The organism is Frateuria sp. GZRe14, from assembly GCF_051900395.1.
Taxonomy (GTDB): domain Bacteria; phylum Pseudomonadota; class Gammaproteobacteria; order Xanthomonadales; family Rhodanobacteraceae; genus Frateuria_A; species Frateuria_A edaphi.
In genome coordinates this window covers 1,623,417-1,647,820 of record NZ_JBHZGJ010000001.1, presented here as the reverse complement: position 1 = coordinate 1,647,820, position 24,404 = coordinate 1,623,417, and the positions used below count along the sequence as shown (strand labels likewise).

Here is a 24,404-nt window from a genome sequence, read left to right as displayed (position 1 = left end):
TCACGATCCGGACGCAAAACACGCATGCACAAGCTGATTCGCACGCTCGGTTCCGCCATGCTGGCGCTTACGCTGGTGGGCTGCGGACTCGTCTATGTCCCCAACGTGCAGCAGGGCAACTTCCTGGACAAAAAGGACGTCGATCAGCTCAAGCCGGGCATGACCAAGCACCAGGTGCTGGTGCTGCTGGGCTCGCCGTCCGTGCATACGCCGTTCAACCAGAACCGCTGGGACTATGTGTCCACCCAGCAACACCGTGGCGGCAAGATCAAGATCCGCACCTTCACGCTCACTTTCAACAACGACACGCTGGTGCGCACCGACGGCGACTTCTTCGCGCAGGATCCCGAGAAGATGCTCGAGGAAAGCAAGAAATACCACGTCACCTACCCCGTGGACGAAAACCAGGGCGACAAGAACACCAGCGGCACCGACGATAGCGGCTCGACGCCGCCGGACAACGGCAATCCCTGATTTCAGCGGGCGCGGCGCCGCCGCGCCTCCTTCGGATCGAGCACCAGCGTCCGATACAGTTCCACCCGATCGCCATCGCGTAGCGGATGTTCGGGTGGAACGCGGCGGCCGAAGATGCCCAGTCGCTGCATATCGACCAGCGCGCTGTCCTGGCCCAGGCCAGTCGCCGCGATCGCGTCGGCCACCGTCGCGTCTGCGCCAAGCACCAGCCGCTTGAGCAACGTGCGCTCGGGCAGCGCCAGCACCACTTCCACCGTGATCTCAGCCATACGCGCGCTGGGCCTCGCGACCGAAGTCCTCGACCATCTTGCTCGCCAGCGCCTGGAAACCGAGCTTGATTGCGGTGGCTCCCAGGCCCACATAGTCGAAATCCAGCGCGAAGGCGATCTTGCACCCATGCTCGCCTAGCGGAATGAATTCCCACAGACCGTCCAGGCTGCGGAACGGCCCTTCCACCAGTTGCATGCGCAGGCGCTTCGGTGGTTCGGTGGTGTTGCGAGTCGTGAAACCCTGTTTGAGGCCGGCGTATTTCAGATCCAGCCGCGCCACCAGCACGTCGCCCTCGCGCTCGAGCACCCGCGCGCCGGCACACCAGGAGAAGCGCTTTGGGTATGCTTCGACGTCGTTGACCAGATCGAACATTTGCGCCGGCGTGTAATTGACCAGGGCGCTTCGTCGGATTTCGATCACGGCTACCTCTTCCATCATTCGGTGCGACGGCTTCCGGCGCACCGCAAAGGCGCAAGTCTAGCGGACATGGCAAAAGCGAAGGACAAGGACAAGCACGCCGGCGGGACCATCGCGCTCAACAAGCGCGCCCGCCACGAGTACCACATCGACCAACGCTACGAAGCCGGCATCGCGCTGCAGGGTTGGGAACTGAAGGCACTGCGTGCCGGGCGCATCAATTTCGGCGATGGCTACGCGGTCGTGCTCAAGGGCGAGATCTTCCTGGTGGGCACCTCGATCCCGCCACTGATCAGCGCCTCCACGCACGTCATCGCCGAGGACCGTCGCACGCGAAAACTGCTATTGCACAAGCAGGAGATCGACCAGTTGATCGGCGCAGTCGAGCGCAAGGGATACACCCTGGTACCGATCGCCATGTACTGGAAAGGCAACAAGGTGAAGGTCGAGATCGGTCTGGCCCGCGGCAAGCAGGCGCACGACAAGCGCGACGCGGAGAAGGAACGCGACTGGCAGCGCGAGAAGCAGCGCACCATGCGCGCTCACAACCGCGAGGCCTGACGTCGCGGCGTGCCATTGAAGTGCGCTCGCCGACCCCCATATACTTGCCTGACTGACCAGCTCAGGTTTTTCCCCGGGGGTGTCCTGGCTTCGACGGGGGTAGTGAGATGGCTTGGTGCATGCCGAGGGGGCAGCTTTCCTCGTAAATCCAGCCGCAAAACTCATAATTGCCAACGACAGCAATTACGCTCTCGCCGCTTAAGGCGTAGCCCCGAACCCACTTGTGCTCGTGCTCGTCGGTGTAGGGTCATTATCACGGGATCGCCCAACCACTGCCGCCTGTCGGTGCAGGGCCAAATCAAGCAGGCTGGTCCTTCGATGCGCTTCGCACATCGTGCTGTCGCGGGACGAGATCCAACGGTGAGCTAAGCATGTAGTACCGGGCGTCAAGCGCCTTCGGACGCGGGTTCGACTCCCGCCACCTCCACCAATAAGGCATCCCCGCGATGCCCGAACAGCCGGCATCCCAGCGCAAGGAGGTGCCGGCTTTTCTTTTGGCCAACCGATGCCCTGACTATGGCCGCGCAAACGCGCGGCGCAGGCTTTCGGCGAGGCTGGCGCCATCGTAGGGCTTGCACAGGATCGCGGCGCGCGGCCGCCCTTCCCGGTTTGCCAATTCCGTATCGCCGGTAGCGAACACAAGGCCAATGCCCGGGTGCAGCTGGCGGGCGAGCTCGGCCAGCTCGGTACCCGACATCCCGGGCAACCCCACGTCGGTGACCAGCACGTCGACGTGACGCGCCTGAAGCACCGCCAACGCATCGGGGCCGTAGTCGGCCTCCACAACCTCGTGTCCCAGTTCGCGCAGCATCTCGGCCGCGTCCATGCGGATGAGCGCGTCATCCTCCACCAGCAAGACCGTCAGCATCCGCGAATCAGCCGAAGGTGCGGACTTGCGCGCCGCCGAGGAGACAGCATCGTGGTCGCCCGGGACATCGGAAATGTGCGGATTGGACATGGCGTGATCGTCGATGGTGCCCGGAGCGGGGGTCGAACCCGCATACCCGTGAGGGTGAGGGATTTTAAGTCCCTTGCGTCTACCAGTTTCGCCATCCGGGCATAAGGCAGGAATCCTAGCACCCGCCTCCCTTTGCGGGAGCGCACCTCGCGAGAGGCTGGCGAATTGAGAATGCATCGCCCGCAAGCTGGCTCCTGCAGGGTCGAGGCGCGCCAGACAAAAAGGCCCGCCGAGGCGGGCCTTCGAGGATTGCGCAATGGAGGCCAGGGTCGGAATCGAACCGGCGTACACGGCTTTGCAGGCCGCTGCATGACCACTCTGCCACCTGGCCATCGCGCACGGAGCGCATGGTTGCGGTCCGCTTAAAAAACAAAACCCCGGTGGTCCGAGGTTTCTTGAAACTGGAGCGGGAAACGAGACTCGAACTCGCGACCCCGACCTTGGCAAGGTCGTGCTCTACCAACTGAGCTATTCCCGCATCAGAGTCGGAAAGGATAGCAGAACCGGGCCGGATGTGAAGGCCCCGCCGCGGTTTTTGCACGTTTCCGTAGCGCCTGCCGGAAACGACGAAGCCCCGGCATGGCCGGGGCTTCGAAAGAAACTGGAGCGGGAAACGAGACTCGAACTCGCGACCCCGACCTTGGCAAGGTCGTGCTCTACCAACTGAGCTATTCCCGCATCGGAGCCGCGCATTTTAGCGGCGAAAACAGGCCCGTCAAGCCTTGTCGATACCGGGCTGCTTCGGCGGGTCCCCGCGCAGCATCGGCCAGGCCGCGCGCAGGTAGTGCATGCCCGACCAGATGGTCAGTCCGCCGGCGATCACCAGCAGTCCTTCGCCGATGTGATACAGCCGCAGCGCTTCTGCCTCCTTCTCGTGCTGCACGATCAGCACGACCAGCGCAATCATCTGCATCACCGTCTTTAGCTTGCCGACGAACGCCACTTTCACCGTGGCGCGCATGCCGATTTCGGCCATCCATTCGCGCAAAGCCGAGATGCTGATCTCGCGGCCCACGATGACCGCTGCGGTCACCGCCATCAGGATGCCAGGCCAGCCGCCACGGTGGGATTCGACCAGCAGGAACAGCGTCACCGCGACCATCAGCTTGTCGGCCACCGGATCCAGGAAAGCGCCGAATGCCGAGGTCTGGTTGAGCCGGCGCGCCAGGTAGCCGTCGAGCCAGTCGGTGAAGGCAGCCAGCACGAAGACGATGGCGGCAGTGATGTTGTGCCCGCGGAACGGCAGGTAGAACACGACCACCATCACCGGCAGCAGAGCCACGCGGAACAGGGTCAGCCAGGTAGGGAGGTTGATGCGCATCGTCCTTTCCGTCGGTTGTCGTCGTCAGTGTCGCACGGGAGATGGCGGGCTAGCCGTGCAGGGTCGCATAGATGCGCTCGGCCAGGCCGCGATCGATGCCCTTGATCGAAGCCAGTTCCTCGACGCCGGCGGCCTCGACCCCGGCCAGGCCACCGAAGGCCTTGAGCAGCGCGGCTCGCCGGCGTGCACCGATGCCCGGCACGTCCTCCAGGATGCTGCGCTCGCGGGCCTTCTCGCGGCGCTTGCGGTGCCCGCTGATGGCGAAGCGGTGGGCCTCGTCGCGCACGGCGGCGACCAGGTGCAGCGCGGGCGAGGCCGAGCCGGGATGGATTTCGCGGCCGGAATTGGCCAGCACCAGGGTTTCCTCGCCGGCGCGGCGGTCCGGGCCCTTGGCGACGCCCACCACCTCGATGCCGGTGACACCAAGCTCAGCCAGCACGTCCATCGCCTGCGCGACCTGCCCGCCGCCACCGTCGATCAGCAGCACGTCGGGCTTGGCGCCCTCGCCCGCCGCCACCTTGCGGAAGCGTCGGGTGAGCGCCTGGTGCATCGCCGCGTAGTCGTCGCCCGGGGTGATGCCGGCGATGTTGAAGCGCCGGTAGTGCGACTTCTCAGGCCCTTCCGGCCCGAACACCACGCAGGAGGCAACCGTCGCCTCGCCCATGGTGTGGCTGATGTCGAAGCACTCGATGCGTCGCGGCGGCCCGGACAACTCCAGCAATTTCTGCAGATCGTCAAAGCGTGCACCCAGGGTCTGCCGGCTGGCCAGGCGCGAGGTCAGCGAGGCCTGCGCGTTGCGCTCGGCCATCTGCAGGAACCGCGCTCGCTCGCCGCGTACGCTGGACTTGATCTCCACCGCGTGACCGGCCTGCTCGCAGAGCACCTGCGCCAGCAAGGCCTGATCGGGAATCGTCTCGCACAGGATGATCTCGCGCGGCACCGGCCGCTCCAGGTAGTACTGGGCGATGAACTGCGCCAGCACGTCCGCCGGCTCGGCATCCAGCGGCAGCCGCGGGAAGAAGTCGCGCGTGCCCAGGCTGATGCCGTTGCGGAAGAACAGCACGCTGACGCACGCGATGCCGCCCTCGATGCGGCAGGCGACCACGTCCATGTCGGCGCTGGCGCCCTGCACGTGATGCTGCGCCTGCAGCTTGCGCAAGGCGGCGACCTGGTCGCGCAGCGCCGCGGCGCGTTCGAAGTTGAGCGCCATCGCTGCCTGTTCCATCGACGTGGCCAGTTCATCGATCACCGCGCTGCTGCGCCCTTCCAGGAACATCTCGGCATGGCGCACGTCGCTGCGGTAGTCCTCCACCGAGACCAGGCCCACGCAAGGCGCCGTGCAGCGGCCGATCTGGTGTTGCAGGCACGGACGCGAGCGGTTGCGGAAGTAGCTGTCCTCGCACTGGCGGACCTTGAACAGCTTCTGCATCAGGTTGAGGCTTTCGCGCACGGCGAAGGCGCTCGGGTACGGTCCGAAGAAGCGGCCTTTCAGGTTCTTGGCGCCACGATGGAACGCCAGGCGCGGATAGTCCTCGCCCCCGGAAAGGTAGATGTAGGGGTAGCTTTTGTCGTCCCGCAGCAGGATGTTGTAGCGCGGCTTGAGCGACTTGATCAGCTGCGATTCGAGCAGCAGCGCCTCGCCTTCGGTACGCGTGACAGTGACCTCGCAGCGCGCGATCTGCGAGACCATAGCGTTGATGCGCGGCTCCATGCGCGGCTTCAGGAAATAGCTGCCGACGCGCTTCTTGAGGCTGCCCGCCTTGCCCACGTACAACAGCTCGCCGTCGGCGTCGAAGTAGCGGTAGACGCCGGGCGAGGTGGTCAGGGTCTGGACGAAGGCCTTGCCGTCGAACGGCGGCGTCTGGGGCGACTGCATGAGGGCGATTCTAGCCGTTCCGGCAACGGCCGCCGTGACCGGATGCCGAACAGGCCGCAAGGCCGAGGTGGCGGGCTTCAGCCCGCCGGCCTGTCACGCGCCAGGTGCTGCCGGACCTGCGCTTACGGCTGGCTGGCCAGCCAGCGCTCCGCGCGTTCGACGTCCGCCTCGGTATCGATGCCGGGCGGGAACGGCTCGGGCGTCAGCCGCACGGCGATCGGAAAGCCGTGTTCCAGCACCCGCAACTGTTCCAGCGATTCGGCCTGCTCGAGCGGCGTACGCGGCAGGCCGGCGTAGCGGCCCAGGAAGCCGGCACGGTAGGCGTAGATGCCGATGTGACGCAGGAACGGCGGGCCTTCGGGCAGTACTTCGCGATTGCTGGCGAACGCATCGCGCGCCCAGGGCATCGGCGCCCGGCTGAAATACAGCGCGCGCCCGTCCGCCCTGCGCACCAGCTTGACCACGTTCGGATCGAACAGCTCGTGCGCGGCCGTGACGGGCGTGGCGAGCGTGGCCATTGGCGCATCGTCCTCGGCCAGCGCACGGGCCACCTCGCGGATGCCCGCGGCCGGTGCGAAGGGTTCGTCGCCCTGCAGGTTCACCACGATGGCGTCCTCCGCCCATCCGTAGTGCCCGGCCACTTCGGCCAGCCTGTCACTGCCGGAGGCGTGGTCGACACGGGTCATGCAGACATCGACCCCCTGCCCCTCCAGTGCCTGGGCGACGCGCGCGTCGTCCACCGCCACCACGACCTGGCCGGCGCCGGCCTGCAACGCCCGCTGCGCCACGCGCACGACCATCGGCACACCGCCGATGGCACGCAGCGGCTTGGCCGGCAAGCGGGTGGAGCCGTAGCGGGCGGGAATGGCGACGATGAACGGTGGGACGGCGGGCATGACGTGGGAGGCTTGGCAAAGCGGCGAGCCTAGCATCGGGTGGGCGGGTGCGCGCGCTTCTGCCATCTTTGGGGAGGGCACCTATGCATCCGCCAGTGCGAACCCGCATCGGTTGGCCAGCTCCACGAACCCGGGAAACGAGGTCGCGACATTGCGGCAATCCCCAATGCGCACGTTGCCCTTCGCCACGAGGCCGGCGACGGCGAAGCTCATGGCCACGCGATGGTCGCCATGGCTTTCGATCGCACCCGGTCCCATTGTGCCGCCGGTGATGATCGCCCCATCCGGCGTCTCCTGCAGCTGTACGCCCAACGCGCGCAAGCCCGTGGCCATGCTGGCGATCCGGTCGGATTCCTTCACGCGCAGCTCGGCCGCACCGCTTATTACGGTGGCGCCCTGCGCCGCCGCCGCGGCAACGAACAGCGCCGGGAACTCGTCGATCATGTCCGGCACCAGTTCGCCAGGCAGCTCGATGCCCCGCAGCGGCGCGTGGCGCACGCGCAGATCGGCGACCGGCTCGCCGCCACTTTGGCGCTCGTCCAGCACCTCGATGTCCGCCCCCATCAGGCGCAGGGCCTGCAACAACCCGGTGCGGCGAGGATTCAGGCCGACCACGCACAACGTCAGGTCGGAACCGGGCACCAGGCTCGCGGCCACCAGGAAGAACGCGGCCGAGGAGAAATCGGCGGGCACCTGGACGTCGATGGCGCGCAGCGCGTGGCCGCCCGTGAGGCGGGCGCGCCCCGGCGCGAATTCGATCGGCCAGCCGAAGGCTGCCAGCATGCGCTCGGTGTAGTCACGGGTCGGGTGTGGCTCGAGGATTTCGGTTTCGCCTTCGGCGTACAGGCCAGCCAGAAGCAGCGCCGATTTCACCTGCGCGCTGGCCACCGGCAACTCGTAGCGGATGCCGCGCAGCCGTTGTCCACCGTGCACATGCAAGGGCGGTAGCCCCGCTTGCGAATCGATGCGGGCACCCATCGAGGCGAGGGGTTCGGTAACACGGCGCATCGGGCGGCGCGAAAGCGACTCGTCGCCGATCAACGTGGCGTCGAACGCCTGCCCTGCCAGCAGGCCGGCAAGCAGGCGCATGCCGGTGCCCGCGTTGCCGCAGTCCAGTGGACGGCCGGCGCCGCGCAGCCCGCGCAGGCCCACGCCATGCACCAGTCGCTCGCCCTCCGCCGGCGTTTCGATCGACACACCCAATTGCGCGAGCACCGCGGCGGTGGCGCGCGTGTCTTCGCCTTCGAGGAAACCGCTGATGAGCGAGTCGCCCTTCGCCAGCGCAGCGAGCATCAGCGCACGATGGGAAACGGATTTGTCGCCCGGCACCGTGAGCGTGCCACGCAGCGGGCCTGCCGGGTGGCTGATCCAGTCCAGGCGCCCGGTCGTGTCGCTGGCGCCGCTCACGGCAGCGCCACCGGGTAGGAACCGAGCACGCGCACCTGCGTGGCGACCGGCCCCATGTCCCCAAGCGCTGCCTGCAGCGGCGCGTCGTCAATGTGGCCGGAAACATCGATGAAGAACGCGTATTGCCACTTGCCGGTGTGCGCCGGCCGTGACTCGATGCGGTTCATGCTCACGCCGTGCTTGGCGAACGGGTTCAGTACGTCGTAAAGCGCACCGGGCTTGTCGTTGACGGTAATCAGCAGCGAGGTGCGGTCGTTGCCCGAGGGCGGGAACAGCGAACGGCCGATCACCAGAAATCGGGTGGTATTGTCGGCCCGGTCCTCGATACCCTCGGCGAGCGGCTTCAGGCCGTAGACCTTGCCGGCCGTCTTGCCCGCGATGGCTGCCGCGTCGTCGGCGTGCCGGGCCAGGCGCGCCGCTTCGGCGTTGCTGCTCACCGCCACGCACTCGACCTCCGGCAGGTTGATCCGCAGCCAGGTCTTGCACTGCTGCAGCGACTGGGCGTGCGCGAAGATGCGCCGGATGTCCGTCAGCGCACCGGCCTTCGACAGCAGGCACTGGTGCACGCGCAGCTCGATCTCGCCGCAGATGCGTGCTTCCGAGGTCAGGAACATGTCCAGGGTCACCTGGATCATGCCCTGTCCCGAATTTTCCACCGGCACCACGCCGAAATCGGCATGACCGGCGGCGACCTCCTGGAACACCTCCTCGATGCTTCCCAGCGGAAGGCCATAGGCCGCGTGGCCGAAATGCTTGCGCACCGCCTGTTCGCTGAAAGTGCCCTCGGGGCCGAGGAAGCCGACCTTCAGCGGGTCCTCCTGCGCAAGGCAGGAGGACATGATCTCGCGGAATAGCCGTACCATTTCTGTGTCGGACAGTGGCCCCTTGTTGCGGTCGACGACCATGCGCAGCACGTGCGCTTCGCGCTCGGGCCGGTAATAGTCGATCGCCGACAGGCCCTCGCCCTTGACCCGCGCGACCTCCCGCGCCCAGTTGGCGCGCTCGGAAATCAGCTCCTGGATCTGGCGATCGATGCTGTCGATGCGATCGCGCACCCTGACCAGCGATTCCTTGGGTTCGGTCATCTGGCTGTCCAGAAGTAAAGAAGTCCAAACGTTAACAGGTGATGCCTAGCCGTGGCGACGCGCGAAGTCGCGCATGAAGGCCACCAGCGCCTCGACGGCCTCCAACGGCACGGCGTTGTAAAGCGAAGCACGCATGCCGCCCAATGCCTTGTGGCCCTTCAGCGCAAGCAGGCCGGCGGCCTCCGATTCGGCCAGGAAAGCGGCGTCGAGCGTGCCGTCGTGCAGGGTGAATGGCACGTTCATGCGCGAGCGCGAGGCCGGCTCGATCGGGTTGCGGTAGAAACCATCGGAGCCGTCGATCGCCCCGTACAGCAGTGCCGCCTTGGCGCGGTTGCGCTCGCCCATGACTGCCAGCCCGCCCTGCCCCTTCAGCCACTGGAACGTCAGCCCGGCCAGGTACCAGCCAAAGGTATTGGGCGTGTTGAGCATGGAACCGGCCGCGGCATGCTCGGCGTAACGGAAAATCCGCGCCATCGGTCGGCCCGGTCGCGCCAGCAGGTCGCGGCGGACGATCATCAGCACCAGGCCGGACGGGCCGATGTTCTTCTGCGCGCCGGCGTAGATCAGTCCGAATCGGCGCACGTCCAGCGGCCCCGACAGGATATTGGACGACATGTCCGCCACCAGCGGCACGTCGCCGACTTCAGGCACGTCGTGGAATTCGACGCCGTGGATGGTCTCGTTGGGCGTGTAGTGCACATAGGCAGCCTGCGGGTCCAGTTGCCATTCGCGGCGAGGCGCCAGGTGCAGGTAGCCACCGACCTTGCTGCTGGCGGCCACGTTTACGCGCAGGTAAGGCGCAGCCTCGCCGGCGGCCTTCTCGCTCCAGTGCCCGCTCAGGACGTAGTCGGCCGTATCGTTTGGGCCGGCCAGGTTCATCGGGATCTGCGCGAAGTGCTGCGTCGCGCCGCCCTGCAGGAACAGCACCGCGTAGTCGTCCGGCACCTCGAGCAATTCGCGCAGGTCGGCCTCGGCCTGTTCGGCCATGGCGATGAAACGCTTGCCACGGTGGGACTGTTCCATCACCGAGGCACCGCTGCCCTGCCAGTCCAGCAGTTCGCGCTGCGCCTGCTCGAGCACCGCCTGCGGCAATGCCGCCGGCCCCGCACTGAAGTTCCAGACCCTGCCCACGGCGCGCATCCTCTTCCGGTGAGCGTGCATTATGGCGCGGTGCAACATGGCGTCGTCAAATCATCTGCCGTGCCGCCTCGCGTTTGGGTCGGGTGGACAAGTTCGCTAGTCTTGCCACTTGCATCTCGCCAAGCTCGCCGCCCCCAAGTCGATGCTCACCGCCCGCTTCCACCCTGCCATCGCCGAGCTACCCGCGGCGACCTGGGATGCGCTACGGGCGAACGCCAATCCGTTCGTCTCGCACGCCTTCCTGCACATGCTCGAACGCACCGGATGCATTCGTCCGGACTGGGGCTGGCAGGCACACCACCTGGGCCTGTACGAGGACGACCGCCTGGTCGCCGCCGCGCCGCTGTACCTGAAGGGCAATTCGCACGGCGAGTTCGTGTTCGACTGGAGCTGGGCCGGCGCATGGGAGCGTGCCGGCGGCGATTACTACCCGAAGCTGCTCAACGCCGTGCCCTACTCGCCCGTACCGGGTCCGCGTCTGCTCGCCGGCCGGGATGCGCGCGCTACGCACCTTCGCCAGGCGCTGGCAGAAGCGATGCGCGCGGAAACCGAACGCCTGGGCCTGTCGTCGGTGCACGCCAATTTTCTGGAGGATGCGGAGCTCGACGCTTTCGGCGGCGACTGGCTGTCGCGTTCGGACGTGCAGTTCCACTGGCACAACCACGGCTACCGCGGCTTCGACGACTTTCTCGCGACGCTCAAGGCCAAGAAACGCAAGAACATCCGGCATGAACGTGCCCAGGTACAGGCCTCCAGCCTGGACATCCGCATGCGCGATGGCGCGAGCCTGGATGGGGACGCCTGGCGCCAGATCCATGCGCTGTATGCAGGCACCTTCGACGCCAAGGGGAACCACGCCGCATTGACCCGCGGGTTCTTCGAGGCCCTGGGCGACCTGGGCGACGCCGTGCAGGTTGCCTGCGCGATGGACGGCGAACGCATCGAGGCCATGGCGCTGTTCCTGCAAAGCGACACGGCGCTCTACGGTCGCTACTGGGGCGCCCGCGTGGAAGTGCCCGGGCTGCATTTCGAGCTTTGCTACTACCGCGGCATCGAGCATGCGATCGCCCGCGGCCTCGAACGCTTCGAACCGGGCGCACAGGGCGAACACAAGCTCGCGCGCGGCTTCGTGCCGGTACGTACGCATTCGCGCCACTATCTGGCCCATCCGCAATTTCGCCGCGCGGTACGCGAGGCGCTCATCCACGAGGCCCAGGCCATGGACGACTACGCCGCCGAGCTGGCCACGCACGCGCCCTACGCCGGAGGGTGCCGGTGATCCGCCTGCCGCTGCTCGATCCGGCGTCGCCCGAGCGCTTCCCCGATCCGCGCCATGCGCTGGCCGAACCCAACGGGCTGCTCGCCTTCGGCGGGGACCTCTCGCCGCGCCGGCTGCTGGCGGCTTACGAGCGCGGCATCTTTCCCTGGTTCAATCCGGGCGAGCCGATCCTGTGGTGGTCCCCCGACCCGCGCTGCGTGTTCGATACCGCGACGTTCCATGCCAACCGCAGCCTGCGCCGTGCACTTGCCGGGAAGGACTGGCGGATCACCGTGGATGAGGCGTTCGTGCGCGTAATGCGCGCCTGCGCCGCGCCGCGGCCGGACCAGCATGGCACCTGGATCGGCCAGGCCATCATCGACGCCTACGCGTCGCTGCACACGCAAGGCCACGCGCACAGCGTCGAAGTATGGGAGGGCGATGCGCTGGTCGGCGGCGTGTACGGCGTGAGCGTGGGGCGGCTGTTCTGCGGCGAGTCGATGTTCAGCGCACGGAGCGGTGGTTCGAAGCTGGCGCTGGTCGCGCTCGCATCGTTATTGCGCGAGTGGGGCTTTCCGTTGCTTGATGCGCAGGTCAGCAATCCGCATCTGCTGGGCCTCGGCGCCCGCGAGATGCCGCGCGAAGCGTTCCTGGCACAGGTGCGCGCGCTCGTCGCGCAGCCGTTCGATCCGACGCGCTGGCGCAAGGTCGCCGCGCGGCCCGCGAGCGATTACCTCTAGGCCTGCGCCAGTTCCGGCGGCGGGCCCGCCATGCCCAATGCCTTGATGGCAGGGTAGTTGGCGAGGAACAACTCGACCAGTTGCGGGTCGAGCTGGCTGCCGGCGGCCTGACGCAGATAGTCGAGCACGTCCTCCTCCGGCCACGCCGGCTTGTAGACGCGCGGAAAGCTCAGCGCATCCCACACGTCCACGATGCTGAACACGCGCGCGGCCAGTGGTATCTCCTCGCCTCGCAGGCCTCGCGGATAGCCGCCGCCGTCCCAGCGTTCGTGATGCGCATAGGGAATGTCGATGGCGCCGCGCAGGAAGTCGACCTGCTCCATCAGCTCGCGGCCGATCTCCGGATGCCGACGCATGTGCGCCATCTCGGCGTCGTCGAGCTTCCCCGGCTTGATCAGGATGGCGTCGGGAATCGCGAGCTTGCCGATGTCGTGCAACAGCGCGCCGAACTTGACCGCCAGCAACGCCTCGCCATGCATGCCGGCCAGCCGCGCCAGCCCCATCGCCATGCGCATCACGCGGTCGGAGTGGTCGCGGGTTTCCTTGTGGCGGATGTCCATCGCCGACACGAGCACGCGCAAGGTCTGCTCGTGGCCCTGCACCAGGCGGCGGTTGATCGCGGCCAGGCGACGGAGGTCCCGGCCTATCAGCCAGTACAGCATCACGCCGGTCAGCATGACGAAGAACCAGCCCTTGACGCTCTGCGCCCAGACGACTTGCGATGGATTCAGGGCCAGCGACGCGAGCGCACGGTCGGAGAGCCAGATCCACAGGGAAGCCAGCGCCACATACAGGAACGCGATTCGGAACTGCGGGCTGATGGACACGCCGGACTCCAGGCACCAGGACGGCACGGGCGCATTCTTCCGTGCCACGAGGAGAACTGTCGACAGCCTGTCCCCCGGCTGTACGGCCGGATGTGAAACGCGTGATGCAGCGCACATCCCGGCAACCCGGCGGCTGCCGGGCGCGGATGTGTCAGGAGGTCCGGACGGTGTATTTGCGAGCCACGTAGTCGTCCAGGATGCCGACAAATTCCTCGGCGATGTGGTCGCCGCGCAGGGTCATCGCCTTTTCGCCGTCGATGAACACCGGCGCCGAGGGCGCCTCGCCGTTACCGGGCAGCGAGATGCCGATGTTGGCGTGCTTGGATTCGCCCGGCCCATTCACCACGCAGCCCATCACCGCGAGGGTGAGGTTTTCCACGCCGTCGTACATCACGCGCCATTCGGGCATCTTGGCGCGCACGTGGCCCTGCACGGTCTTGGCCAGTTCCTGGAAGAACTCGCTCGTGGTACGGCCGCAGCCCGGGCACGCGGTAACCAGCGGGGTGAACGCGCGCAGGCCCATGGTCTGCAGCAGCTCCTGCGCGACGATCACTTCCTGCGTGCGCGAGCCGCCGGGCTCGGGCGTGAGCGAGATGCGGATGGTGTCGCCAATGCCTTCCTGCAGCAGCACCGCCAACGCTGCGGCGGAAGCAGTGATGCCCTTGGAACCCATGCCGGCTTCGGTCAGGCCCAGGTGCAGCGCGTAGTCGCAGCGGGCGGCCAGGTCGCGGTAGACCGCGATCAGCTCCTGCACGCCCGAGACCTTGCAGGAAAGGATGATGCGCTCGCGCGGCAGGCCGAGCTGTTCGGCGCGTGCGGCCGAATCGAGCGCCGAGCGGATCAGCGCCTCGCGTGCCACCACGCCGGCATCCCACGGCTGCGCGCGTTGGGCGTTCTCGTCCATCAGCGTGGCGACCATGCCCTGGTCCAGCGAACCCCAGTTGGCACCGATGCGCACCGGCTTGCCGTACTGGATCGCCTTCTCGATGATCGAGGCGAACTGGCTGTCCTTCTTCTTGCCGAAGCCGACGTTGCCGGGATTGATGCGGTACTTCGCCAGTACTTCGGCACAGGCCGGCTCGGCTTCGAGCAGTTGGTGGCCGTTGTAGTGGAAGTCGCCGACGATCGGCACGTCCACGCCCATCATCGCCAACCGTTCGGCGATGCGCGGCACCGCGGCCGCCGCGGCCGGCGTGTTCACCGTGATGCGCACGACCTCCGAACCCGCGCGCGCCAGTTCGGCGATCTGCCTGGCGGTGCTGGCCGGATCCTCGGTATCGGTATTGGTCATCGACTGCACCACGACCGGCGCGCCGCCACCGACCATCACCTTGCCCACGCGCACACCCACGCTCGACCGGCGCACTGCGGGACCTGCCGGACGCGGCTGCTGGGAAACGGAATCGCTCATAGATCGAATGGGTGTTGCGCCGCGCTGGCTGCGGCAATGCACAAGAATACCACTGGCGTTGGCTTCCTCTCCCTCCAGGGAGCGCAGCCGGGGCGCCGGGCGCCATGCAAGGCAAACGACCTCAACGAACGTGTCGCCGTCGCGCCGCGGCACCAGCGAACAGGCCAACGCCGAAGGCCACGTAGACCGCGGCGATCGACGTGCGGCTGATGTGCCGTTCGAAGCCGGGCCGGAACCTTGGCGGTGTGATCGTGTAGTCGACCGCACAGGCGGCCATCGCCACCGTTGCGGCGCGAGCGGCCGACACGCGAGCCGGTGCCGGCCGGCGCAGGCACCACGCCTCGTAGATGCCGGCCCAGAGCAGCGAGCTGAAATGGTGGACCAGGTAGCCCACCGCCGTGTAGCGCCAGCTCGGGCCGACGTGCCGCTTCGCCCGCCGCCCCCAGAACCATTGGCTGGCCGCGTTCACACCGGCCAGCGGCGCACGCGCTTCGCACGCACTACACGCGGCCACCACCACGCTCGACAGCACCGCGGCGATGCTGCCGCTGAGGTTGGTGCGGGCGATCCATGAGGGGTTCAGACGCGCGGGCGGCATGGGCATGATGGGGGCTTCCGGAGGGGACAGGACGCGCCTTCGCGTGCTGGTGCTGGGTGCCGATGGATTGATCGGGCGGGCCGTGTGCGACGCGCTGCAGGCGGCCGGCCATCGCACCGTGCGCGGCATCCGGCACGGGCAGGGTAGCGGTGGTGCGGGTGTAGGCCATGTCGAAGTGGACTTCGCGCACGACACCCATCAGACCGACTGGCTGCCGCGTCTCCGGGACATCGATGCGGTGGTCAACGCCGTAGGCATTTTTGCCGAGCATGGCGCGCAGACATTCCGGCGCATCCACACGCAGACGCCGCGCGCTCTGTTTGCCGCCTGTCGCGCGATGGGCATTACGCGCGCCGTGCAGATTTCCGCGCTGGGCGCCGACGAGCACGCCACCAGCCGCTTCCATCGCAGCAAGCGCGCCGGCGACGCCGCGCTTCACGCGATGGTGCCCACCGGCACGGTGCTGCAGCCTTCGCTCGTGTTTGGCCCGACCGGCGCCAGCAGCCGGATGCTGATGCTGCTTTCCTGGTTGCCGCTGGCGGTGTTGCCCGGCAGCGGGCGCCAACGCATCCAGCCGATCCATGTCGACGATATCGCGGCACTGGTGGTGCGCCTGCTGGAGGCTGACGCCCGCCCGCCCGGCCTGGCCGCGGTGGGGCCACAGCCGCTCTCGCTGGCGCGCTATCTGTCGGTGCTGCGCCATGCACTCGGTGGCGGACGGCTGCGCGTGCTCGGCATCCCCACCGCCTGGCTGGCGCGCTTCGGGCGCCTGGGCGGGCATTGGGTAGATCGCGAGGCACTGGCGATGCTCGATCGGGGCAACACGGCCGATGCCGCACCCGCCACGCAATGGCTGGGCCATCCGCCACGGCCACCGCGGCTGTTCCTTTCGCGTGCCGAGGCGGCGGACATGCGCGTGCTGCTGGCCTGGCGCATCTGGTCACTCGCGGGCCGGGTCGCCGTCGCGCTGGTGTGGCTGGTGACAGCCGTGCTTTCGCTGGGCTTGTACCCGGTAACGGCCAGCATGGCTCTGCTCGCGCACGTCGGGTTGCATGGCCCGATGGCCTCGGCCGCACTTTATGGCGGCGCGCTGCTCGACCTTGCGCTTGGCATCGCCACGCTGGCGCTGCGCGGCCGCCCGCTGCGCCTGGCGTACCTGGCGCAGGTCGCGCTCATCCTTTCCTACACGGCCATCATCACCGTCGCCCTGCCGGCGTTCTGGCTGCATCCCTTCGGACCGATCCTGAAGAACCTGCCGATGCTGGCGCTGATCGGCGCGCTGTACGCCACCGAGCGGCGCTGATGGACTACCTGATCGTCAAATGGCTGCACGTGCTGTCGTCCACGCTGCTGTTCGGCACCGGCATCGGCACGGCGTTCTATCTGCTGGTGGCCAGCCTGCATCGCGACGTGCGCGTGGTGGCGGTGGTGGCGCGCTACGTGGTGATCGCCGACTGGCTGTTCACCGCGACCACGGTCGTGTTCCAGCCCGCGAGCGGATTCTGGATGGTGCACTGGGCAGGGATTCCCTGGCGCAGCGGCTGGGTCGGCTGGTCGACGCTGCTGTATGCGCTGGCGGTGGCGTGCTGGCTGCCGGTGGTGGTGCTGCAGGTGCGCATGCGCGACCTGGCGATCGATGCGGCCGCACGCGACGTGCCGCTACCGCTGGCCTACTGGCGTGCCTTCCGGCTCTGGGTGGTGCTGGGGATCCCGGCCTTCTTCGCGTTCGTGGCGGTGTTCTACCTGATGGTGGTGAAGCCGCCGCTGTAGGCGTCCGACCTTCTGTAGAAGCTACGTGTGTGCTCTTACGAGACGCGGGTTTGGCGCAGGGCGGCCAGGACGAGCCGTCGTTGCAGGCGCTCGCCCATGCCCTCTGGCTGTGCCAACTGCATTCGTTCGAGCGCCGCGTCTTCGCCAGCCACCGGTTCGCCCGGTCGTAAGAAGGCTTTCGCCAGGGCAAGGCGTCCACGCCAGTTCGCGCCGCGCTCCTTCAGCCAGCCCAGCGCCGGCACCAGCTGTTGCTCGACATCGGTGAAATCGCTGCCGAACGGAAACAGGGGCAGCAAGGCCGCGCGCCTGAGCGGCGCCAGCGCCTGCTCCAGGCATTCCGGCCGGTGCCGGCGCCACGCCTCGGGAATGCGGAAGCCCGGCGCGAGCTTGCCGTTCGCCTTGGCCTCGGCCGCCAGCGCATCGAGGAAGCGCGCGTCGCAGATCGACAGCATCGCCTCGATGCACTCGCTGTCGCTCTTACCGCGAAGGTCGGCAGCGCCGTACTCGGTCACCACGATGTCGCGCAGGTGGCGCGGGATCGTGGTGTGACCGTAGTCCCAGCGGATGTTGGTGCGCACCTCGCCGCCCTCGCGGCGGGTCGCGCGCAGCAGCAGGATCGAGCGCCCGTCGTCCAGCTCGTGCGCCATGGCCACGAAGTTGTACTGGCCACCGACGCCGCTGACCACCTGGCCATCCTCCAGCGCGTCCGACACGGCGGCGCCGAGCAGCGTGGCCATCATGCAAGTGTTGAAGAAGCGCGCGCCGCGGCGCTGCAGCGCCGCCAGCGGCTGGTGGTCGCCATAGAGCTGGTTGACGTTGGAGACCGGACACATGTCGATCGCGTCCGGATCGGCCGCCTCGGTGGCATCCAGCCATTCGTACAGCTCGCGGCTGCCGAGGAAGAACGCGCCGCGCAGGTAGTGCCCGCCCGGCGTGGCCGGATTGAGCCGCCCCGCCGCGGCGGCCTTCTCCAATGCGAGGTTGTCCCAGCTGCGGCGCTTGAGGATGCCGCCGCGCGCCAGGTGCATGAAACCGTCCATCACCATTTCGCTGGCGCCATACACGCCGGCCTCGAACGGCTCGAGACCGCCGATGCGCCGGGCCAGCGCGAGAGTGGGACTCTCGCCATCGAGCGCGCGCAGGCCATCTCGCCAGGCGGCGTTGTCCCGCTGGCGCAGCAGCAGGCTGCGAACCAGTGCGTCCGACAGCGCACCGATGCCGATCTGCAGGCAGCCGCCGTCCTTCACCAGCGCACTCGCGTTGAGGCCGATCGCATACTCGGCCACGCCCACCGGCGTGCGCGGCAAGGCGAACAGCCGCGGCGACCGTGGCGGGGCCAGTTCCATGTCGAAGAAATCCGCCGCGACCTCCGCGTGCCCGCTGAGGTAAGGCAGGTCCGGATGCACCACCGCCACGCACAGCGGCCGCGGCTTGCCGGCGCGCGCGCATTGGGCGAGGAAGTCGAGCGTCAGGTCCGGGTTGCAGGAAAGGCTGTAGCGCACGCCGTCCGGCGTTTCCCGGCGCGCTACCAGTTGCACCAGCAGGTTGACGTCCTGCGCGGCCAGGTCGCGTGCCACGTGGGTGTAGTTCTGGCTGATGTAGTCGCGCTGCGCCCGCGGCGCGTGCAGCAGGGCGCCGGACTGCAGGTAGAACTCGTGCACGGCCACGTTGGTGGGCAACGCGTGGCGCTGCTCGGCGAGGGCGTATTCGGGATCCTCGTAGTCGGCGCCGAAATGGCGCTCGAGGAATGGCGTGAGGAAGCGTTGCTCCAGCCCCGGTTTCGGCCGCGGCCGGGTCAGCGAAAGCGCGGTGTAGAGCGTCAGAGAGCGGGCCGGATCGGCGACGGTCAACCGGTACAGCGCGTTGAGCAGGCCATGCGGCTTGCCCAACCCCAGCGGCGCGGCGACGCAAAGATGCGCTCCCAGCCGGTCGGCAATGAGCTGTGCGCAGGCGGCAGTGTCGTCGAGGCGCGGCGCGGGCGGCATGCGCGGATCATGGCAGATGCCGGGCGAGCCGCGCATCCGTCCCGCGACGTCCCGGGGACGGACCTTGCCCTACACTCACGGCCATGGCGACGATCCCGCTGATTCCCTCCGCGCCCAGCCGCTTCCTGGCCGAACAGGCACTGAGCCGCGCCGCCGGCGCGCCGCTGATCGGCGGCAATGCGGCCGAACTGCTGATCGACGCCCAGGCGCATTTCGACGCCTGGCTGGCCGCGATCCGCGGTGCCCGCCAGCGCGTCCTGCTGGAAAACTATCTGATCAGCGACGACGCGGTGGGCCGCGCCTTCCGCGATGCGCTGGTCGAACGCGCGCGGGCCGGCGTGCTGGTCGCGGTGGTCTGCGACTGGCTCGGCTGCCTGGGCCAGTCCGGATACGCATTCTGGCAACCGCTGCGCCGGGCCGGCGGCGAGGTGCGCGTGTTCAACCCGCCGCAGCTGGGCAAGCCGTTCGGGTGGATCACCCGCGATCACCGCAAGCTGCTGGTGGTCGACGGTCACCTGGGCTTCCTCTCCGGCGTGTGCATCAGCGCGCGCTGGCTGGGCAACGCCAAGCGAGGCGTGCCGCCGTGGCGGGACACCGGCGTGGTGCTGCGCGGCCCGGCCGTGGGCGAGTTGGAGCAGGCCTTCGCGCAAAGCTGGGTGAGCATGGGCAAGCCCCTCACGCTGCCGCCCCCGGAGGACAAGGCCGCCGGCGAGACCGCCCTGCGCGTGATCGCCACGCAGCCATCCACCGCCGGCATGTACCGGCTCGACCAGCAGGTCGCCGCGATGGCGCGGCGCACGCTGTGGATCACCGACGCCTACTTCGTCGGCATGGCGCCTTATGTGCAGGCGCTCGCCTCGGCTGCGCGCGACGGCGTGGACGTGCGGCTGCTGGTGCCGGGCACCAGCGACATCCCGCTGGTCGCCGGCATGTCCCGGTCTGGCTACCGGCCCTTGCTCAAGGCCGGCATCCGCGTGTTCGAGTGGAACGGCTCGATGCTGCACGCCAAGACCGCGGTGGCCGACGACCAGTGGGCGCGCGTGGGTTCGTCCAACCTCAACATCGCCAGCTGGCTGGGCAACCGCGAGATCGATGTGGCGGTGGAGGACACCGGCTTCGCCCGACAACTGGCCGAGCAGTACGAGCGGGACCTGACCAACGCCACCGAGATCGTGCTGGCGCCGCGCCGGCGCCGTCCGCACATCGCAAGGGTGGAGAGCACCACCCAGCGCCCGCCGCGCCCCAAGCGTCCGGGCGGCAGCACCAGCCGCGCCGCGGCCGGCGCGCTGCGTATCGCCAATACCGTCGGCGCGGTGCTGACCGACCGCCGGGTGCTCGGCGATACCGAGCGCGGCCCGCTGCTGGTCGGCATCATCGTGCTGACCGTGCTGGCGGTGGTGGCCATCGCCTGGCCCAAGGCGCTGAGCTGGCCGATCGCCACCTTTTCCGTCTGGTTCGCGTTCAACCTGGCGATCCGCCTGTGGCGGCTGCGCCGCCGGAAGTAGCCCCGCTTCTCCTGCGCCTGGGAACCGCGCAGGAACCTGATAGAACGCCTTCAAACCATCGCCCAAGCGCATGTTCGGCAAGCGCTTCGTGCTAGGCTCGACGGTCCATGCGCACTCCCGACCACGCCGCGGCTCCGCCACGCAACATCCTCACCCCGAGCACGCTCAACCGGCTCGTGCGCGGGCTGCTGGAGGACGCGCTGCCGCTGGTGTGGATCGAGGGCGAGCTGTGCAACGTGTCGCGTCCGGCCTCGGGGCACCTGTACTTCACCCTGAAGGACGCCGGCGCCCAGGTACGCGCGGCGATGTTCAAGCCCAAGAGCAGCTGGCTGCGCTTCAAGCCGGCCGACGGCATGCACGTGCTGGTGCGGGCGCGGGTCGGCCTGTACGAACCGCGCGGCGAGTTCCAGCTGGTGGCCGAACACATGGAGCTGGCCGGCGAAGGCGCGCTCCGGCGCGAGTTCGATCTGCTCAAGGCGCGGCTCGATGCCGAAGGGCTGTTCGAGCCGTCCCGCAAGCGTCCCCTACCCCGGTTCGCCCGGCGCATCGGCGTGATCACCTCGGCCACCGGTGCGGCGATCCGCGACGTGCTGAGCGTGCTGCGCCGGCGCTGGCCGCTGGTCGAGGTCGAGGTGTTGCCGGTGCCGGTGCAGGGCCGCGAAGCGCCACCGACGATCGTGGCGATGCTGCGCAAGGCCTCGGCTTCCGGTCGCCACGACGTGCTGCTGCTGACCCGCGGCGGCGGTTCGCTGGAAGACCTGATGGCCTTCAGCGACGAGGCGGTCGCCCGCGCCGTGCATGCCAGCGCAGTCCCGGTGGTGAGCGCGGTCGGACACGAGATCGACTTTTCCATCGCCGACTTCGTCGCGGACCTTCGCGCGGCCACGCCCTCGGCGGCCGCCGAACTGCTGGTGCCCGACGCGCTGGCCTTGCGCCGGCATCTGGGCCAGCTCGGCCAGCGCCTCCGGTTGCTGCAGAACCGCCGTCTGCAGGCGCAGACCCAGCGCCTCGACCACTTGTATGCCCGCCTTCAGGCCCAACGTCCGCAGGCGCGATTGGCGCGCGACCGCGAGCGGCTCGTGCAATTGCACCGTCGACTGAACGCGGCGCTGCGCGAGCAGGTTCGCACCCGTGGCATGCGGCTCGAGCGCCTGCACGCGCGGCTGCTGGCGCAGCATCCGCGCCAGCGGCTGCAGTTGCTGCAGCGACGCCTGGCCGAGCGCGAGCGCTCGTTGCAGCAATGCATGGGCCATCGCCTGGAGCGCGCCCGCCTGACCCTGCGCCAGTCCGCGCGCGCACTGCAGGCGGTCAGTCCGCTGGCGACGCTCGAACGTGGCTACGCCATCGTGTTCGACGCCGAAGGCCACGTGTTGCGGGCGGCAAAGGATGCGCCGGCGGGTACGGTCGTTCGTGCGCGGCTCGCCGAGGGTGAACTGACGGCCCGCGTCCTGGCCCCGGATACACCCAAACTCTAGGTGCGATGCCGGCTCACGCATCGGCAACGCCTGCGGCGGCAACCTGTTCTTCTCCATCCGGGAGACGTCCATGCTCGAGAAGACCTACCCCTACTACCTCGCGAACCGCCCGCAACACCCCAACGCCGACCTCGAGGTGCGCGACAAGTACAGCGGCAAGGTCGCCACGCGCGTGGCCGTGCCCGACGCCCGTGCGATCGAAAAAGCCATCGCCGCGGCGGCGAAGGCGACGGCGCCCATGCGCGCTTTCAAGCCCTGGGCGCGTCAGGCCGTGCTCGAACATTGCGTCGCACGCTTCGAGCAGCGCCGCGACGAACTGGCGCTGGCGCTGTGCGTGGAGGCGGGCAAGCCGATCAAGGACGCCGCCGGAGAAGTCACTCGTCTGATCGAGACCTTCCGCATCGCCGCCGCCGAAGCCGTACGCCTCGACGGACAGACGCTCAACCTGGAACTCGCGCCGCGGCTGGACGGCTATCACGGGTACACGAAACGCGTCCCGATCGGTCCGGTGTCTTTCATCACGCCGTTCAACTTTCCGCTCAACCTGGTCGCGCACAAGGTCGCGCCGGCGATCGCCACCGGCTGCCCGTTCGTGCTGAAGCCGTCCGAAAAGACACCGATCGGCGCGCTGATCATCGGCCAGGTGCTGGCCGAGACCGACCTGCCCAAGGGCGCCTTCTCGATCCTGCCCATCGGCGGCCATGAGGCCTCGCCGCTGGTCGAGGACGAGCGCTTCAAGCTGCTTTCCTTCACCGGCGGGCAGATCGGCTGGGACTTGAAAGCCCGTGCCGGGCGCAAGAAGGTGGTGCTGGAACTGGGCGGCAATGCCGCCTGCATCGTCGACGCCGACCAGGGCGACAAGCTCGACGCCATCGTGCAGCGGCTCGTGTTCGGCGCGTTCTACCAGTCCGGCCAGAGCTGCATCGGCGTGCAGCGGATCTACGCGCACGCTTCGCTCTACGACGCGCTGAAAAGGAAACTCGTCGCCGCTACGAAGAAGCTCAAGGCGGGCGATCCGAAGAAGAAGGACGTCTTCATCGGTCCGATGATCGACGAGGCCGCCGCCGAACGCCTGCACGACTGGATCGAGGAGGCCCGCCGCGCCGGCGCGAAGCTCCTCTGCGGTGGGAAGCGCCAGGGCAACATGCTCGAGGCGACCCTGATGGAAGGCGTGCCGCGCGACGCCAGGGCCAATCGGCAGGAAGCCTTCGGGCCGTTCGCCCTGCTCGCCCCGTTCGACACGCTGGACGAGGCCATCGGGCTGGTCAACGACTCGGACTACGGCCTGCAGGCGGGCATCTTCACCGATCGGCTGGAACACGCGCTGCGGGCGTGGGACGAGCTGGAACAGGGCGGCGTGATCGTCAACGACATCCCGAGCTTCCGCGTGGACAACATGCCTTACGGCGGCATCAAGCTCTCGGGCTTCGGCCGCGAGGGCGTGCGCTATGCCATCGAGGACATGAGCGAAGTGCGGTTGCTGGTGATGCGTCGACCAGCGTAGGTCAGTCCTCCGCCGGCCCCTCGTTTTCCGGCGGCACGTCGGTCCGCCCGCGCCACGCGTACCAGTGATAGACCGCCATGCCCACGTACTCGTGCAGGGCCGCGTTGGTGACGTAAAGGTTGTACGCGCTGGGCATCAGCGACCACACCCCACGCAGGTAGTCCGCCCGCACCGGCGTCACCTTGATGCCGAAGTGCTCGAACGCGAACACCGCCCGCCGCAGGTGATGCGCCGAGGTCACCAACCAGACCCGGTCGGCGCCGATCTGCCGCAGCATGCCCCGGGCGTACAACGCGTTGCCCCAAGTGGTGAGGCTGCGTTTTTCCAGCACCATGTCCTCGCGCGGCACGCCCAGTTGCATCAGCGTTCTCTTGTAGGTGCGCGCAAGCGGCTCGCCGGTGTTCTCCGCGTCGCCGCCGCTGACCAGCAGGGTGCAGCGCGCGCCGGACGCGCGGCAATCGCGATAGAGCACGACTGCCTCCGCGATGCGCGAATAGGCGGTGTGCCCCGGCTCCAGCGGGCCGCCCGGCGGGTAGGTCGCCCCGGCGGTGAGCAGCACGATCGCATTGGATGGCGCCCAGTCCAGCGCCGGCCGCTGCGCGTACGGCGATTGCCATACCCGCAGCAGCACCTTGGGCAGCGCGCCGCAGCCGGCCGCGACCAGGAAGGCCAGCGCCAATACGATGCCGGTGAGCCGCAGCCGCCGCCAACCCCGCCGGCCGGCCAGCCAGGCGAAGGCGAACAAAGCGATCAGCAGGTGCACGGTCATCGGCGGCCTCTCCACGGTCGAGTCCGGCATTATGCGGACGCAAAGATGAGCGGGAGGTGGTGCAGGTGCGCACCCCGTGCGCGACCTCGCGGGCTGTCGCGCACAATGCCGTGCTGCAGGGACGGCGACCTCGCCCTGCTACGCTCCCGCTACCCAC

The 24,404-nt window shown here is 68.3% G+C and carries 23 protein-coding genes, 4 tRNA genes and 1 other RNA gene; 10 read left to right on the top strand and 18 right to left on the bottom strand.

Annotated features, from left to right (window positions below; genetic code table 11):
- The first annotated feature begins 24 nt into the window (after positions 1-24).
- Positions 25-474 (top strand): outer membrane protein assembly factor BamE, encoded by a 450-nt coding sequence (locus ACFWZ1_RS07585; RefSeq protein WP_231325256.1) that lies wholly within the window; start codon positions 25-27, stop codon positions 472-474.
- A gap of 2 nt (positions 475-476) precedes the next feature.
- On the opposite strand, the gene ACFWZ1_RS07580 is transcribed toward ACFWZ1_RS07585, so the two are convergent.
- Both ACFWZ1_RS07580 and ACFWZ1_RS07575 read right to left on the bottom strand, forming a co-directional pair.
- Positions 477-743, bottom strand: coding sequence for an RnfH family protein (locus tag ACFWZ1_RS07580; protein ID WP_231325254.1), 267 nt, complete (start codon positions 741-743; stop codon positions 477-479).
- Positions 736-1,164 (bottom strand): type II toxin-antitoxin system RatA family toxin, encoded by a 429-nt coding sequence (locus tag ACFWZ1_RS07575; protein WP_231325252.1) that lies wholly within the window; start codon positions 1,162-1,164, stop codon positions 736-738. The genes ACFWZ1_RS07580 and ACFWZ1_RS07575 overlap by 8 nt, the downstream gene beginning before the upstream one ends.
- Before the next feature lie 66 nt (positions 1,165-1,230).
- On the opposite strand from ACFWZ1_RS07575, the gene smpB reads away from it, so the two are divergent.
- Together smpB and ssrA are read left to right on the top strand one after the other, a co-directional pair.
- Positions 1,231-1,722 carry an SsrA-binding protein SmpB gene (gene smpB, locus ACFWZ1_RS07570; protein WP_091336452.1) on the top strand — a complete coding sequence of 164 codons (492 nt, stop codon included), beginning with the start codon at positions 1,231-1,233 and terminating at the stop codon, positions 1,720-1,722.
- Between the two features lie 75 nt (positions 1,723-1,797).
- Positions 1,798-2,152, top strand: a transfer-messenger RNA (tmRNA) gene (gene ssrA / locus ACFWZ1_RS07565).
- An 84-nt stretch (positions 2,153-2,236) separates the two neighbouring features.
- Here ssrA and ACFWZ1_RS07560 read toward each other — a convergent pair.
- From ACFWZ1_RS07560 to serC, 11 genes are all read right to left on the bottom strand, one after another.
- Positions 2,237-2,680: a response regulator gene (locus ACFWZ1_RS07560; RefSeq protein ID WP_439665964.1), complete on the bottom strand. Its 444-nt coding sequence runs from the start codon at positions 2,678-2,680 to the stop codon at positions 2,237-2,239.
- Positions 2,681-2,694: 14 nt separating this feature from the next.
- Positions 2,695-2,781: transfer RNA gene (locus ACFWZ1_RS07555), tRNA-Leu, on the bottom strand.
- 156 nt (positions 2,782-2,937) lie between these two features.
- A tRNA-Cys gene (locus tag ACFWZ1_RS07550) sits at positions 2,938-3,011 on the bottom strand.
- Positions 3,012-3,082: 71 nt separating this feature from the next.
- Positions 3,083-3,158 (bottom strand) — tRNA-Gly (locus ACFWZ1_RS07545).
- Between the two features lie 124 nt (positions 3,159-3,282).
- Positions 3,283-3,358: transfer RNA gene (locus ACFWZ1_RS07540), tRNA-Gly, on the bottom strand.
- Between the two features lie 37 nt (positions 3,359-3,395).
- On the bottom strand, positions 3,396-4,001 hold the full coding sequence (gene pgsA / locus ACFWZ1_RS07535; RefSeq protein WP_231325114.1) for a CDP-diacylglycerol--glycerol-3-phosphate 3-phosphatidyltransferase: 606 nt from the start codon (positions 3,999-4,001) through the stop codon (positions 3,396-3,398).
- A gap of 49 nt (positions 4,002-4,050) precedes the next feature.
- Complete coding sequence (gene uvrC / locus ACFWZ1_RS07530) at positions 4,051-5,877, bottom strand: excinuclease ABC subunit UvrC (protein ID WP_439665963.1); 1,827 nt, start codon at positions 5,875-5,877, stop codon at positions 4,051-4,053.
- 122 nt (positions 5,878-5,999) lie between these two features.
- Complete coding sequence (kdsB, locus tag ACFWZ1_RS07525; protein ID WP_231325111.1) at positions 6,000-6,773, bottom strand: 3-deoxy-manno-octulosonate cytidylyltransferase; 774 nt, start codon at positions 6,771-6,773, stop codon at positions 6,000-6,002.
- Between the two features lie 81 nt (positions 6,774-6,854).
- Positions 6,855-8,180 carry a 3-phosphoshikimate 1-carboxyvinyltransferase gene (gene aroA / locus ACFWZ1_RS07520; RefSeq protein WP_439665962.1) on the bottom strand — a complete coding sequence of 442 codons (1,326 nt, stop codon included), beginning with the start codon at positions 8,178-8,180 and terminating at the stop codon, positions 6,855-6,857.
- Positions 8,177-9,265 carry a prephenate dehydratase gene (gene pheA, locus ACFWZ1_RS07515; protein WP_231325109.1) on the bottom strand — a complete coding sequence of 363 codons (1,089 nt, stop codon included), beginning with the start codon at positions 9,263-9,265 and terminating at the stop codon, positions 8,177-8,179. The genes aroA and pheA overlap by 4 nt, the downstream gene beginning before the upstream one ends.
- A gap of 45 nt (positions 9,266-9,310) precedes the next feature.
- Complete coding sequence (gene serC, locus ACFWZ1_RS07510; RefSeq protein WP_439665961.1) at positions 9,311-10,396, bottom strand: 3-phosphoserine/phosphohydroxythreonine transaminase; 1,086 nt, start codon at positions 10,394-10,396, stop codon at positions 9,311-9,313.
- Between the two features lie 151 nt (positions 10,397-10,547).
- Here serC and ACFWZ1_RS07505 point away from each other — a divergent pair, with 151 nt between their 5' ends.
- Positions 10,548-11,684, top strand: a complete 1,137-nt coding sequence (locus ACFWZ1_RS07505; RefSeq protein WP_439666884.1) for a GNAT family N-acetyltransferase — start codon at positions 10,548-10,550, stop codon at positions 11,682-11,684.
- Complete coding sequence (gene aat / locus ACFWZ1_RS07500) at positions 11,681-12,403, top strand: leucyl/phenylalanyl-tRNA--protein transferase (RefSeq protein WP_231325106.1); 723 nt, start codon at positions 11,681-11,683, stop codon at positions 12,401-12,403. The genes ACFWZ1_RS07505 and aat overlap by 4 nt, the downstream gene beginning before the upstream one ends.
- On the opposite strand, the gene ACFWZ1_RS07495 is transcribed toward aat, so the two are convergent.
- The 3 genes from ACFWZ1_RS07495 to ACFWZ1_RS07485 all read right to left on the bottom strand — a co-directional run bounded on the left by ACFWZ1_RS07495 (position 12,400) and on the right by ACFWZ1_RS07485 (position 15,245).
- Positions 12,400-13,230: an HD-GYP domain-containing protein gene (locus tag ACFWZ1_RS07495; protein ID WP_439665960.1), complete on the bottom strand. Its 831-nt coding sequence runs from the start codon at positions 13,228-13,230 to the stop codon at positions 12,400-12,402. The two genes, aat and ACFWZ1_RS07495, sit on opposite strands and share 4 nt — an antisense overlap.
- 151 nt (positions 13,231-13,381) lie before the next feature.
- Positions 13,382-14,641 carry a flavodoxin-dependent (E)-4-hydroxy-3-methylbut-2-enyl-diphosphate synthase gene (ispG, locus tag ACFWZ1_RS07490; RefSeq protein WP_439665959.1) on the bottom strand — a complete coding sequence of 420 codons (1,260 nt, stop codon included), beginning with the start codon at positions 14,639-14,641 and terminating at the stop codon, positions 13,382-13,384.
- Between the two features lie 121 nt (positions 14,642-14,762).
- Positions 14,763-15,245 carry a hypothetical protein gene (locus ACFWZ1_RS07485; RefSeq protein ID WP_439665958.1) on the bottom strand — a complete coding sequence of 161 codons (483 nt, stop codon included), beginning with the start codon at positions 15,243-15,245 and terminating at the stop codon, positions 14,763-14,765.
- A gap of 37 nt (positions 15,246-15,282) precedes the next feature.
- Here ACFWZ1_RS07485 and ACFWZ1_RS07480 point away from each other — a divergent pair, with 37 nt between their 5' ends.
- Positions 15,283-16,542: an SDR family oxidoreductase gene (locus tag ACFWZ1_RS07480; RefSeq protein ID WP_439665957.1), complete on the top strand. Its 1,260-nt coding sequence runs from the start codon at positions 15,283-15,285 to the stop codon at positions 16,540-16,542.
- Entirely contained in the window at positions 16,542-17,009 is a 468-nt protein-coding gene (locus ACFWZ1_RS07475; RefSeq protein ID WP_439665956.1) for a DUF2269 family protein, read from the top strand. Before ACFWZ1_RS07480 ends, ACFWZ1_RS07475 begins: the two co-directional genes overlap by 1 nt.
- A 35-nt stretch (positions 17,010-17,044) precedes the next feature.
- Here ACFWZ1_RS07475 and ACFWZ1_RS07470 read toward each other — a convergent pair whose 3' ends face one another.
- Complete coding sequence (locus ACFWZ1_RS07470) at positions 17,045-18,994, bottom strand: acetyl-CoA hydrolase/transferase C-terminal domain-containing protein (RefSeq protein WP_439665955.1); 1,950 nt, start codon at positions 18,992-18,994, stop codon at positions 17,045-17,047.
- A gap of 83 nt (positions 18,995-19,077) precedes the next feature.
- Here ACFWZ1_RS07470 and ACFWZ1_RS07465 point away from each other — a divergent pair, with 83 nt between their 5' ends.
- The 3 genes from ACFWZ1_RS07465 to ACFWZ1_RS07455 all read left to right on the top strand — a co-directional run bounded on the left by ACFWZ1_RS07465 (position 19,078) and on the right by ACFWZ1_RS07455 (position 23,478).
- Positions 19,078-20,499: a phospholipase D-like domain-containing protein gene (locus ACFWZ1_RS07465; protein WP_439665954.1), complete on the top strand. Its 1,422-nt coding sequence runs from the start codon at positions 19,078-19,080 to the stop codon at positions 20,497-20,499.
- 107 nt (positions 20,500-20,606) lie between these two features.
- Complete coding sequence (gene xseA / locus ACFWZ1_RS07460) at positions 20,607-21,974, top strand: exodeoxyribonuclease VII large subunit (RefSeq protein ID WP_439665953.1); 1,368 nt, start codon at positions 20,607-20,609, stop codon at positions 21,972-21,974.
- 70 nt (positions 21,975-22,044) lie between these two features.
- The gene (locus tag ACFWZ1_RS07455; RefSeq protein ID WP_439665952.1) at positions 22,045-23,478 is read left to right on the top strand and encodes an aldehyde dehydrogenase family protein; all 1,434 of its coding nucleotides are present in this window, start codon (positions 22,045-22,047) and stop codon (positions 23,476-23,478) included.
- Position 23,479: 1 nt separating this feature from the next.
- Here ACFWZ1_RS07455 and ACFWZ1_RS07450 read toward each other — a convergent pair whose 3' ends face one another.
- Positions 23,480-24,247, bottom strand: coding sequence for a YdcF family protein (locus ACFWZ1_RS07450; protein ID WP_231325087.1), 768 nt, complete (start codon positions 24,245-24,247; stop codon positions 23,480-23,482).
- Between the last annotated feature and the right edge of the window lie 157 nt (positions 24,248-24,404).